Origin of the sequence: Oribacterium sp. HCP3S3_B9 (assembly GCF_052064255.1) — a bacterium.
GTDB lineage: Bacteria > Bacillota > Clostridia > Lachnospirales > Lachnospiraceae > Oribacterium.
The window spans coordinates 88263-100959 of record NZ_JBQHVY010000001.1 but is presented as its reverse complement, the minus strand read 5'-3'; the positions used below and the strand labels follow the sequence as shown (position 1 = coordinate 100959).

Here is a 12697-nt window from a genome sequence, read left to right as displayed (position 1 = left end):
ACATCGCAAACGATCAGGTACTGGGAAATACGCCGGTATCGCAGGGCCTTGCAGGAAGAGCGGATGCACAGCAGGCGGAAAAAACGAGTGCGCGTGTGACCGGTGACAACCCGCTTCGTGGCAGCGGCGCCGCAGCGGTTCGCGAGAGCATCGCAAAATATGTGTTCATGCTGCTCGCAAGTATGAGTATCTTTCTCGTCATCCTGATCTGTTATTTTCTCTTCTCCAATGGTATTCCGGCGATTCTGAAGATCGGTGTGAAGCAGTTCCTGACCGGAACTACCTGGAAGCCGAAGAATAACATCTTCGGTATCCTGCCGATGATCGTGGGCTCGGTTTATGTAACCATCGGTTCCATCCTCGTCGGCGTGCCGATCGGCATTCTGACGGCGGTATACCTGTCGAAGTTCTGTTCGAAGAGAGTTTATAAAATCATCAATCCGGCCGTCGAGCTGCTCGCCGGTATCCCATCGGTCGTCTACGGCTTCTTCGGTCTCGTCGTGATCGTTCCGATCGTCGCCATGCTGACCCGGCCGTTCGGAGGCAAGGGCAAGTCGATTCTGACCGCGTCCATCCTGCTCGGTATCATGATCCTGCCGACCATCATCAGCTGTGCGAAGGCCGCCATCGATGCTGTGCCGGAAAACTACTATGAGGGCAGCCTCGCACTGGGTGCGACCCATGAGCGTTCCATCTTCCATGTGATGGTTCCGGCCGCCCGCTCCGGTATCTTCGCCGGTATCGTCCTCGGCGTCGGCCGTGCTATCGGTGAGACGATGGCCGTCATCATGATCGCCGGTAACCAGCCACGTATGCCGAAGGGCATCTTCCAGGGTACACGTACCATGACCGCGAACATCGTCCTCGAGATGGGCTATGCCGTGGGTCTTCACCGTGAAGCCCTGATTGCGACGGGCGTCGTCCTGTTTATCTTCCTGCTGTGCATCAACCTGATCTTTAGCTTCATCAAGCACAAGTCGGAATCCAAGTACTAAGAGGGTAGGACATGAACCAGAAAACTGAAAGTATTTTATTACGTGCGGTGACCCTGCTGTCCGCAGCGCTGACCGTCGGTACACTGCTGTTCCTCATCATCTATATTCTGATCCGCGGTATCCCATATCTTCAGCCGAGCCTCTTCGCCTGGGAATACAATACGGAAAACGTTTCACTGATGCCGGCGATAATCAACACCATCGTGATGACGGTGCTGTCACTTCTGATCGCGATTCCGATGGGCGTCGGTTCTGCCATCTACCTCGTCGAGTATGCGAAGCGCGGATCGAAGTTCGTTGAGCTGATTCGATTGACAACCGAGACCCTGTCCGGTATTCCGTCCATCATTTACGGACTGTTCGGATACCTCCTGTTCGTCATCCAGCTGCACTTCGGCTACTCCATCCTAGGTGGTGCCCTCACGATCTCCATCATGATCCTGCCGCTCATCATGCGTCAGACCGAGGAGTCACTGAAGGCGGTGCCGGATCTTTTCAGAGAAGGCTCCCTGGGACTCGGCGCCGGTAAGCTGCGCACGATTTTTTCCATCGTGCTTCCATCCGCCGTGCCGGGTATCCTCGCGGGTATCATCCTCGCCATCGGACGTATCGTCGGTGAGACAGCGGCGCTGATCTATACCGCAGGTACGGTCGCCGGCATTCCGAACTCCATCATGGGTTCCGGACGAACCCTCGCGATCCACATGTATGTGCTCACGAACGAAGGCCTCTATACGAACCAGTCCTATGCAACCGCGGTGGTACTGCTTCTCGTTGTTACGATGATCAATGCACTCTCATCGATGCTGGCAAAGAAACTCGCATCGAAGGCGTAAGGAGAAAGAATAACGAAGATGATGGATAAGTTTGAAATCAAAGATGTGAATTTACATTATGGCGCATTCCATGCGCTTCACGACATCAACCTGAATATTGCGCCGAATGAGATCACGGCCTTCATCGGACCGTCCGGCTGTGGCAAGTCCACGCTGCTCAAGTCGCTGAACCGTATGAACGACCTGGTGGAGGGCTGCCGCGTCGATGGTCAGATCCTCCTCGATGGGCAGGACATCTATCAGAAGGATGTCGATGTCAATACACTTCGTAAGCGGGTCGGCATGGTCTTTCAGAAGCCGAATCCGTTCCCTATGTCGATTTATGACAATGTTGCCTACGGCCCACGTACGCACGGTATCCGCAACAAGAAGACGCTCGATGAGATCGTCGAGACCTCTCTTCGTGAGACGGCGATCTGGGATGAGCTGAAGGATCGTCTCGGAAAATCCGCACTCGGTCTGTCCGGTGGACAGCAGCAGCGTCTCTGCATCGCCCGTGCACTGGCCGTCAAGCCGGATGTCCTGCTCATGGATGAGCCGACCTCCGCACTCGACCCGATCTCCACCTCGAAGATCGAGGACCTCACCCTGCAGCTGAAGAAGGATTTCACGATCGTCATCGTCACCCACAACATGCAGCAGGCGACCCGTATCTCCGACAAGACCGCGTTCTTCCTTCTCGGAGAGCTGGTCGAGGCAGACAAGACCGAGAAGCTGTTCTCGATGCCGAAGGACAAGCGGACAGAGGATTATATCACGGGACGTTTCGGTTAATCAGAGGAAAACGATGATGAAAAGCTATGATTTATTTGATCTCTTCGCTGCATGGTTTACATGGACGGCGAAGCCGCGTCTCTTTCTGACAGGAAAGCTGCAGGAGGCCGGCTTCGTGCTGGAGCACAGTCTCCGGGAGAAAAAGAAGGAAAAGGCAGAGGTGTACCGCATGCGCGATGTACGCCGCACACAGAATATCGTACAGAATGGTGAGATGTAAGGAGGAACAGGATGCGTAGCAGGTTGGATCGACAGCTGGATGAGATGAAGCAGAACCTGATTGAGATGGGCTCCTGCTGTGAAAACTGTATCGGACAGGTGGCCCTGACCCTGCAGGAGATCGCAGCGACAGAGAGTACAGAGCTCAGCGAGAAAAACCGCCAGATGATCAATAAGATTTATGAGTCGGATGCGGAAATCGATAAGCTCGAGCGACTGATCGAGTCGGAGTGTCTCCGCCTCTTACTGGAGCAGCAGCCGGTAGCGAGGGACCTTCGCTACATCAGCTCGGCACTGAAGATGATTTCAGATCTCGAGCGGATCGGTGATCAGTGCTCGGATATCGCCGATATCGCAGAGTATCTCTATGGTAAGGATCAGGATGGTATGGAGTCGACGATTCGAATCCAGGATATGGCCAGCGCGACGATGCGCATGGTGACGAGGGCCGTCGAGTCCTTCATCCAGAAGGACCTCGCGCTTGCGAAGAGTGTGCAGGAATCGGATGATGTTGTGGATAACATGTTTGACGAGATCAAGAAGGAAATCGTCGAACTGATCGCGAGGTATCCGGATCGTGGCGAGATGATGCTGGATTTCCTGATGGTGGCGAAGTATTTCGAGCGGATCGGCGATCATGCGACGAATGTAGCGGAGTGGGTGGAGTTTTCCATCACCGGTGAGCGCCCGGTGATGACGAAGTATACCTTTGATCAGAAGACCATGGAAGAAAAGAAGCTGGCCCGAGATGAACGCGTTTTCAAGCGCGTACAGTAAAGCAACGGCCTGCCTGAGGGAACGGTTACGTCTGGACGAGAATTTAAACAGAAAATTCCTATTCTGTCGTAGTCAGGTATTCCAGAGTTTTTTATAATGGGGAAAAGCGAAACGCATCGGCTTCCGCCGACATCCCTGGTCAGTGCTGGATGCAGCGGTGTTCAGGATGCATACAGTACAGGAGATAAGAGATGACGAGAATTGCAGTTGTAGAAGACGATGAGAGTATTCAGAAGCTGATAACCTATGCGCTGACCGCCAATGGCTACGAGGCGCGCGGCTTCAGTGATGGCCAGACCTTCCTTGATGATGCCGAGAAGTTCGACCCTGCACTGGTGCTGCTGGATGTCATGATGCCGGGGATCGATGGTATCCAGGTCCTGCGCTGTCTCCGGAGAAGCGCGAAGTTCGCGGAGATTCCGGTGATGATGCTGACCGCAAAGTCGGCCGAGGCGGATAAGGTCTCCACCCTCGACCTCGGTGCCGATGATTATATGACGAAGCCGTTCGGCGTCATGGAGATGCTGAGCCGTGTCAAGGCTCTGCTCCGGCGCGCGAAGATGGGTGGAGGACAGAAGGGGACAGAGGAGGTCGTACGACCTGCGCTCCGCTTCCGTGAGATCACCCTCGATGAGGCGAAGCACCGGGTAAGCGTGCAGGAAGGCGGCGAGGAGCTTCATCCGGAGCTCACGCTGAAGGAGTTCGAGCTGCTTGACTATATGATGCATAATCAGGAGCTCGTGCTGACCCGTGATCAGATCATGGGTCAGGTATGGAATTATGATTATGAGGGCGAGAGCCGTACGATCGATATGCATGTGAAGACACTCCGCCAGAAGCTGGGGGAAGCCGGACAGTACATCAAAACCGTCCGTGGCGTCGGCTATCGTCTGAGTGCAGACTGATGCTATCGTGCGACCGATGGATCCGCTTGCAGGATGACGGCTGCGAAACAACCACCTGTACAGCAGGTGGTTCTGGTTCGTTCAGGCAGCCGACAGCTCATACAGGTAGAACAGCCTGTTTTAAAGAGGAAATAGATTGAAACAGCGTATTTACAGAAGCCTATGTATCACAGCCCTGCTTGCACTGATCCTCAGCACGCTCGCAAGTCAGGTGCTGTATTTTCGGTTTTACGATAAGCAGACCGATGAGAATCTGATGCTGCAGACCGACGCACTCTGTGCCGGCATCAATGAAATCGCGGAAGAGGGAAGCGAGAAGGTAGAGAATTTTCTGAATGAGTATCTGAAGGATATCCATCGCTCGAAGAATGCAGAGCTGCGTATCACCCTGGTGGATGCGGGCAGTGGTCAGGTCCTGTATGACTCGAAGGGAAACACCGAAACCATGGACTCGCATCTCGACCGGACGGAAATCGAGGAAGCCATGGCGAAAGGTGCGGGGCATGCCGTGCGACTCTCGAAGACCCTCGGACGAAATGCTCACTATGCAGCGATGCTCACCGCCGGCGGGCGATATGTCATTCGCCTCGGTCTGGAAACCTCAAACATCATCGGGATCTTCCTCCGCATCCTGCCGGCGATTCTCAGCATCATGGTGCTGCTCTTTCTGCTCGCGACGCAGATGGCGAATCGGCTGACGCATCAGATCGTGGCACCGCTCGATCATATGGCAGAGCAGATTCAGAAGATGGATACCCCGACGGTGGACCTGCCGGATGAAGATGTTTATGAGGAGCTACGACCATTTGTGAATTCAGTGAAACAGTCACAGCAGGTAAGAGAAGAATTTTCGGCCAATGTCTCGCACGAGTTGAAGACGCCGCTCACGAGCATTTCCGGCTTCGCCGAGCTGATGAAGGATGGCATGGTGACCGATGCAGCTCATGTGCGGGAGTTCTCGACGACCATCTATGATGAGTCCCAGCGTCTGCTGGCGCTGATCGATGACATCATGCATCTCAGCCGACTGGAAGCCGGTGTTGAGATGGAGCAGGAGCCGGTGAATCTCTATCTCCTTTCAGAGACGATCATCCATCGTCTCCGCGATAAGGCGATGAAGCATCAGGTTTCGGTCGATCTGTCGGGCGGCAGTGCGGAAATCACCGGTGTCCGTACGAACATCGAGGAGATGATCTATAATCTCATCGATAATTCGATCAAGTACAACCATCCGGATGGGCATGTCTACGTCATCTGTGAAGGCAGGTCCATCACGGTACAGGATGACGGCATCGGTATCCCGGAGGAGGATCTGAACCGCGTCTGGGAGCGCTTCTTCCGCGTCGATAAGTCCCACAGCCGCGCCATCGGTGGCACCGGCCTCGGCCTCTCGATCGTGAAGCACGTCGCAGAGCTCCACCACGCAAAGGTGGACATCAGCTCGCAGTTGAACCGCGGCACGAAAATCACCATCACCTTCCCGAAATGATGCATGGCAGCGATGGGCAAGGGCCCCGGAGGACCGGCAGCAGAAGCCATACGGAGAGACCGTGAATAAATCCAAATCAGGATCTTAGAACCAGTTAGTACTTTTCCCTGGACCCTCTAGCAACGCTGAGTTTTCATCAAGAAAACTCAGCGATTGCAGAGGGCTTACTGGTTCTTAGGTCCTGATTTGTGATTTTTCCGGTCACGGAGTACTGTGCTTCTGCTGCCGGTCCTCCGGGGCCCTCCCTGTACGAAGGGAATATGTGCCATGCCACGTGGTCACTTGATTTTGGCGTCCTTTCCGCGTATACTTGCGGGTATGCGGCTGAGTGGACCTTCGTGGCTATGCGCGCAGGTGCCGGATGTAGACATTGGCAGACTCAGTCCTCGGAAAGGACCAGCAGAGGGCCCGTTCAGAAGAAGGAGACCAGTATGGGATTTGAATTTAGATCGAAGCTTCCGACCAGCGCAGAAATCCGTGAGCAGATTCCGCTTCCGGAGAACCTTGCGAAGATCAAGGCAGAGCGCGATGAGGAAATCAAGGCAATTTTCAGAGGGGACTCACATAAGTTCCTCTTAATTATAGGACCGTGTTCGGCGGATCATCCGGATCCAGTACTCGAGTACTGCAATCGTCTGAAGGAGATTGCGGACGAGGTGCAGGATAAGATCATGATCGTGCCACGTATTTATACGAACAAGCCACGTACGACGGGTGAGGGCTATAAGGGCATGCTGCATCAGCCGGATCCGGAGAAGGGGGCGGATGTGCTCGCCGGTATCGGAGCGATCCGCCGTCTGCACATGGAGGTGCTTCGTCAGACCGGCTTCAGTACCGCGGATGAGATGCTGTATCCGGATAATCTGCGCTATCTCAGTGATATCATGAGCTATGTGGCCGTCGGTGCGCGTTCGGTGGAGAACCAGCAGCACCGCCTGGTGGCGTCCGGTATCGATGTACCGACGGGTATGAAGAACCCGACGTCCGGCGACCTCGGCGTCATGCTGAACTCGATCTATGCGGGACAGCATGCCCATGATTTCATCTTCCGCGAGTGGGAGGTAAAGTCGGACGGAAACCCGTATACCCATGCGATTCTCCGCGGTTCCCAGTCGAAGCACGGCCAGATCGTTCCGAACTATCACTACGAGGATCTGAAGCTTCTGTACGATCTCTATATGAAGAAGGATCTCGTGTATCCGGCCGTCGTGGTGGATACGAACCACTGCAATTCGGCGAAAAAGTACAAGGAGCAGCTGCGGATCTCTCAGGAAATCATGCACTCCAGAAAGTATTCTCCGGAGCTCGCTGGTTTCGTCAAGGGACTTATGGTAGAATCCTATATCGAAGAGGGAAACTGCAAGCCGGAGGATCATATCTTCGGAAAGTCCATCACCGATGCCTGCATCGGCTGGGATGATACGAAGCGTCTGATCTCGACGGTCTATGATTATGTATCTGTAACGGATTTTAATCATTAAAGAAGAGCGTTCCCCTGAAGGGCAGGATCCTGTAGGGGATGAAGCCTGAAGTTTATAAAGATGTGATTTATAAGGAGCAAGTAAAATGGGTGTTTATGAGGAGCTGGTAGCCAGAGGACTGATTGCGCAGGTTACCGATGAGAAGGAGATTCGTGATCTGGTCAATAACGGGAAGGCGACCTTCTATATCGGCTTTGACCCGACGGCAGATTCTCTGCATGTAGGTCACTTTATGGCACTGACCCTGATGAAGCGTCTGCAGGAGGCCGGCAATAAGCCGATCGCCCTGGTCGGCGGTGGTACCGGTATGATCGGTGACCCGTCCGGTCGTTCCGATATGCGTAAGATGATGACCATCGAGCAGATCGATCATAACTGTGAGTGCTTCAAGAAGCAGATGAGCCGTTTCATCGAGTTCGGACCGGGCAAGGCCCAGATGGTCAATAACGCCGACTGGCTGCGTAATCTGAACTTCCTGGATTTCATGCGTGAGATCGGACCGTGCTTTTCGGTCAATGATATGCTGCGTGCACGCTGCTATACCAATCGTATGGAGCAGGGCCTGACCTTCCTGGAGTTTTCCTACATGCTGATGCAGGGCTATGACTTCTACCGTCTGTATAAGGACTACGGCTGCAATATGGAGTTCGGTGGCGATGATCAGTGGTCCAATATGCTGGCCGGTACGGAGCTGATCCGTAAGAAGGAGGGCAAGGATGCCTATGCGCTGACCATCACCCTGCTGACCAACAAGGAAGGCAAGAAGATGGGCAAGACCGCGGGTGGTGCGGTATGGCTCGACGCAAATAAGACTACACCGTATGAGTTCTACCAGTACTGGAGAAACGTCGATGACGCCGATGTCATCAAGTGCCTGAAGCTGCTCACCTTTATCCCGATCGAGGAGATCGAGGAGATGGCGAAGTGGGAGGGCGCAGACCTCAATAAGGCAAAGGAGAGACTCGCATACTCCCTCACCGATCTCGTCCATGGTAAGGAAGAGGCGGAGAAGGCAGAGGCAGCCGCAAAGGCGATCTTCGTCGGCGGTGGCGACAGTGAGCATATGCCGAAGTACACCCTGAAGGCAGAGGATTACCGCGATGGCAGCATCGATATCTGCGGTATGCTCTTCGTTTCCGGCCTGTCGAAGTCGAGATCCGAGGCTCGTCAGAATGTGCAGCAAGGCGGTGTGCAGGTCGCTGGGGAAAAAATCACCGATGTGAAGAAGAGCTTCACCGCGGAGGATTTCAAGGACGGCGTCGTCGTTCAGCGTGGTAAGAAGAACTTCGTAAAGATCTTCAGCTAAGCGCGGGGCCGCCGGTCTGTGTTCATCACAGGCGCCGGGGCGTTCCTTACAATAAACTTACAAAAACGGGAAGTGTCTTGAACACTTCCCGTTTTTTCTTTATAATGCAAGAAACAGATATTAAAAAGTGAATTTTCAAATTTGATTTTTCATTTTTTTGAGTAGAGGAGCCCTGAGTAATCATGGTTTTTAAGAGAGGTATACGTGTGCTGATGCTGACGGCCATGCTTTCCTGCATGATGGTGGTGACGGCACTCGCGGCGAATCGTACGATCGCCAACAAGCTGGAGAGTCCGGTAAAGCTGGTCGTCGACAGCGACTATATCACAGGTAAGGTCAATGATCCGGTTTCGCGTCAGACGAAAACGGCTTTTATCGTGCGCGATAACGCGGCTTTCCATCTGGAGTCCACATCGATGGAGAGCACGGATGTGATTTTCTATATCAATTCCTTCGTCGAGGGACAGGATATGGGCATCCATAATCGTGTCCAGAAGAAGCTGGCGAAGATCGGCGAGGATCTGACGATGCTCCCGGAGGACGTCTATGAGAGCTGCACCGCGGATGGTACGGGCTATGATTTCCTGAACCGCTGCTATGATATCCGCGTCTATCTGGATCATGACGGAAAGCTCTACGAGGATTACTACTTCGGCCTCGTGGATGACCAGACCTATGAGCAGATGAAGGCGGAGTATGAACGTGTACAGGAGGAGCTGAAGGCGCTGAAGATTTCGGCGTAGCTGCATCCGTAAAATGGGTATATGAAATACGAATGGAGGCGGAGCACCGAAAGGGCTCCGCTTTTTTGGAGGATGAAAGAATGAGACATCATGTAGTACATAAAGATTCATATCGAACATCAGATACAGGAAGGCTTCTGCCGGCACTGGTGCTGGCGGGTGCGATGACGCTTGCGTGTGCTGGTACGGCGGTGGCAGGCAGCGTGGCAGCCAGCGGTGTCGATGTGTCGGCGTACCAGATGAGCCTGCCGGGCGGTGGAAACAGTGCGACTGCCGGACAGAGCGCAGCGGCAGCGCTACCGACGGGCGGAGCGGCGATCGCACAGGACCAGAGCATTGGCGCCCACTACGCGACGGTGCAGTCGGCGGAGATCGATACCGCAAATCCGGCGGTCATCGATATCACGGTCGATGCAGCGTCACTCGTCGGCAGCGGGCAGCAGCTGTACCTCTTTGCGGTGAAGCCGTACCAGATGAACCTCGATGGCCGGACAGACTATCTGGCGGTGCAGGAGGTCGGAAACGGCAGTCTTCAATTCACGGCAGACCTGCAGGACGGCCCGAACAGTCTTCGGACCTATGATGCATTCGTAGTTGCCATCGCCAGTGGGAACGGCTATCAGATCGTATCGAACCGTTGCTACATCGGGAATCCGGAGCTGATCGCGGCAGACCAGTCGCCGGCGCTGAACCGCGGGAAGAAGGGACTGCTGGTGGATCCGAACATCCTCGATGATGCCATCGACCTCGGGATCAAGCATGCCTTTATCCCGGTCACAACCGCACAGCTTTTCGGCACCGGCGTCAGCTACAACTATGATGGAAAAGTCTATTCCTTCGATTCGGCCCTGATTCAGCAGCTGGATCAGGAGATCAGCCGTCTTTCAGGCGCAGGGGTGGCGGTCACGGTAAACCTCGTAAATGGATGGAATCCGACGCAGCCGGCGCTCTACCGTCCGGGCACGAAGGTGGTCACGAGCGATGCGGCGCTGTACTATGGCTTCAATGTCGAAACCGAGGATGGCTTCCAGCTGGTGAAGGCGATGGCGACCTTCCTTGCGAGCCGCTACAACGGGCATAACGGGTACGGAAAGATCACAAACTGGGTCATCGGAAACGAGATCAATAACCAGTACTGGAATTATGTCGGAAATTACAGTGTCCGGGACTATACGCGGATTTTCCAGCGGACCTTCCGTGTGTTCTATACCGCCATCAAATCGGTTTCGGCGAGCGATAATGTCATGTTCTCGCTGGATCAGTACTGGACGATCCGACCGGAGGCCGGATCGGTCGGAAAGTATCCGGGAAAGGATGTGCTGGATAACTTTATGTTTATCGATCAGGAGGAGGGAAAGACCAACTGGGCACTGGCGATCCATCCGTACCCGTATCCGTTGACCGATCCGAATTTCTGGGATGATTTCTCCTCTGGCAAGGTGACGAACGACCTCACCACACCGGTCATCAGCTATGCAAACCTTTCGGTATTGACGAACTATATGCACAGTCAGTATATGCTGGATAAGCTCGGTCAGGTACGAAATATCTTCATGACCGAGGAGGGCTTCAGCTCCGTCCGGAAGCTTACACAGGACGCACAGATGGAGCAGGCGGCGGCCGTCGCCTATGGCCACTATATCGTCGAGAACAACCCGGACATCGATGCCTACATGCTTTCCCGTCAGCTGGACAATGCCGCCGAAACGAAGGATGGACTCTACTTCGGACTGTCTTCCGTCGGCGCAGATGGTGCCTCGCTCGTCGCGAAGCCGGCCCGCGAGGTCTTCAAGTACATCGACGATCCGAACACCTCGCTCATGGTATCGGATTTTGCGAAGACCATCATCGGCATCAGCGACTGGGCACAGGCCATTCCGGGATTTCATTTCTGATGTTTTAAACTTACACTTGCCTCCATAGATAAATAGGGATTATAATTGCTATAATTTTTTTATTAGAGGAGGCAATTATGCAAAAACTAGGATTTCGACAGACGATCACGATCGGCTTCATGCTGTTCTCTATGTTCTTCGGCGCTGGTAATCTGATTTTTCCACCGCTTCTCGGCGCACAGGCTGGAAGCAGTACGGTTCTGGCGATGGTCGGACTGACCATCACCGCCGTCTGCTTCCCGATTCTGGCCGTCGCTGCCGTCGCGAAGCATGATAATCTCGTGAAGCTCGGTTCGATGATCCATCCGGTGTTTGCATCAGTGTTTACGGTCCTCATCTGCCTGATGATCGGCCCCTTTGTCGCGATCCCGCGTACCTGCAGTACTTCCTTCGAGATGGCGGTCGCACAGTTCCTGCCGTCTGAGAGCGGATCGGTCCTCATGATGGCACGTATTCTCTACTCCATGGTATTCTTCGCCGGTGCGACCTTCGTGGCCCTGCACCCGAATAAGCTGAAGGATATCCTGGGCAGAATCATGACGCCGATTCTGGTCATACTGATCGTCGTCACCTTCGTGGGAACCGTGATGAAGCTGCCGGTGACGGTCGCAGCGCCATCCACCATCGGCTATCAGGAGCATCCGATCATGACCGGCTTCATGACCGGTTATCAGACGATGGATATCCTGGCGGCGCTCAACTTCGGACTCGTCATCGCGATGAACATCGAGGATTTCGGTGTGCATGATCGTCGGGCGATCGCAGGTGAAACGGTGAAGGCCGGGCTCATCGCCGGTGTCATGCTGGCTCTTGTATATTTCGCAACCTCCTATATCGGTGCGATCTCGAGTGGCGTTCCGGGACTCCTGACCGAGACGGAAACCGGTGCCGGTATCCTGTCGTATGCGATCCAGCAGTGCTTCGGTGCGGCGGGACAGATCATCGCCGGACTCATCTTCTTCATCGCCTGCTTCAACGTCTGCTGCGGACTGCTGTCCAGCGGCTCGGAGTATTTCCATAAGCTGGTGCCGAAGATCAGCTATAAGACCTGGCTGTTCGGCTTCGCGATCTTCAGCTTCGTGATTTCCAGCGCCGGACTGTATCGTATCCTGAGCTTCTCCTTCCCGGTCCTGAAGGTAATGTGTCCGATCGCCATCGCCGTGACGATCTTCGGCCTCGTGAAGAAGCGCCAGGCGGAGTAATCGGTCAGAAGAGCGGGGAAGCTATTCGTTTCGCCATGGCCTCGAAGGGCCGGCAGCAGAAGCACCATAGAGGCA

The 12697-nt window shown here is 54.4% G+C and carries 12 protein-coding genes; all 12 read left to right on the top strand.

Annotated elements, in window-relative coordinates; all coding sequences use genetic code 11:
- Positions 1-95: 95 nt before the first annotated feature.
- The 12 genes from pstC (at position 96) to brnQ (ending at position 12622) form a co-directional block, all read left to right on the top strand.
- Positions 96-995 carry a phosphate ABC transporter permease subunit PstC gene (gene pstC, locus ACTNC3_RS00460; RefSeq protein WP_441226216.1) on the top strand — a complete coding sequence of 300 codons (900 nt, stop codon included), beginning with the start codon at positions 96-98 and terminating at the stop codon, positions 993-995.
- Positions 996-1006: 11 nt separating this feature from the next.
- Positions 1007-1831 carry a phosphate ABC transporter permease PstA gene (pstA, locus tag ACTNC3_RS00455; RefSeq protein ID WP_441226106.1) on the top strand — a complete coding sequence of 275 codons (825 nt, stop codon included), beginning with the start codon at positions 1007-1009 and terminating at the stop codon, positions 1829-1831.
- Positions 1832-1849: 18 nt separating this feature from the next.
- A complete protein-coding gene (gene pstB / locus ACTNC3_RS00450; protein ID WP_441226105.1) occupies positions 1850-2605 on the top strand; it encodes a phosphate ABC transporter ATP-binding protein PstB in 756 nt (251 codons plus the stop codon).
- 13 nt (positions 2606-2618) lie between these two features.
- Positions 2619-2825, top strand: coding sequence for a hypothetical protein (locus ACTNC3_RS00445; RefSeq protein WP_441226104.1), 207 nt, complete (start codon positions 2619-2621; stop codon positions 2823-2825).
- An 11-nt stretch (positions 2826-2836) separates the two neighbouring features.
- The gene (phoU, locus tag ACTNC3_RS00440) at positions 2837-3601 is read left to right on the top strand and encodes a phosphate signaling complex protein PhoU (RefSeq protein WP_441226103.1); all 765 of its coding nucleotides are present in this window, start codon (positions 2837-2839) and stop codon (positions 3599-3601) included.
- Between the two features lie 191 nt (positions 3602-3792).
- Positions 3793-4506 (top strand): response regulator transcription factor, encoded by a 714-nt coding sequence (locus ACTNC3_RS00435; protein ID WP_441226102.1) that lies wholly within the window; start codon positions 3793-3795, stop codon positions 4504-4506.
- A 136-nt stretch (positions 4507-4642) separates the two neighbouring features.
- On the top strand, positions 4643-5995 hold the full coding sequence (locus ACTNC3_RS00430) for an ATP-binding protein (protein WP_441226101.1): 1353 nt from the start codon (positions 4643-4645) through the stop codon (positions 5993-5995).
- 431 nt (positions 5996-6426) lie between these two features.
- Positions 6427-7476 carry a 3-deoxy-7-phosphoheptulonate synthase gene (locus ACTNC3_RS00425; RefSeq protein ID WP_410042510.1) on the top strand — a complete coding sequence of 350 codons (1050 nt, stop codon included), beginning with the start codon at positions 6427-6429 and terminating at the stop codon, positions 7474-7476.
- Positions 7477-7561: 85 nt separating this feature from the next.
- Positions 7562-8782 carry a tyrosine--tRNA ligase gene (tyrS, locus tag ACTNC3_RS00420; RefSeq protein ID WP_410042511.1) on the top strand — a complete coding sequence of 407 codons (1221 nt, stop codon included), beginning with the start codon at positions 7562-7564 and terminating at the stop codon, positions 8780-8782.
- A 182-nt stretch (positions 8783-8964) separates the two neighbouring features.
- The gene (locus ACTNC3_RS00415) at positions 8965-9525 is read left to right on the top strand and encodes a hypothetical protein (RefSeq protein ID WP_410042512.1); all 561 of its coding nucleotides are present in this window, start codon (positions 8965-8967) and stop codon (positions 9523-9525) included.
- Between the two features lie 80 nt (positions 9526-9605).
- Positions 9606-11420 carry a DUF5722 domain-containing protein gene (locus tag ACTNC3_RS00410; RefSeq protein WP_441226100.1) on the top strand — a complete coding sequence of 605 codons (1815 nt, stop codon included), beginning with the start codon at positions 9606-9608 and terminating at the stop codon, positions 11418-11420.
- Positions 11421-11497: 77 nt separating this feature from the next.
- Positions 11498-12622: a branched-chain amino acid transport system II carrier protein gene (gene brnQ / locus ACTNC3_RS00405; RefSeq protein WP_410042514.1), complete on the top strand. Its 1125-nt coding sequence runs from the start codon at positions 11498-11500 to the stop codon at positions 12620-12622.
- The last annotated feature ends 75 nt before the right edge of the window (positions 12623-12697 follow it).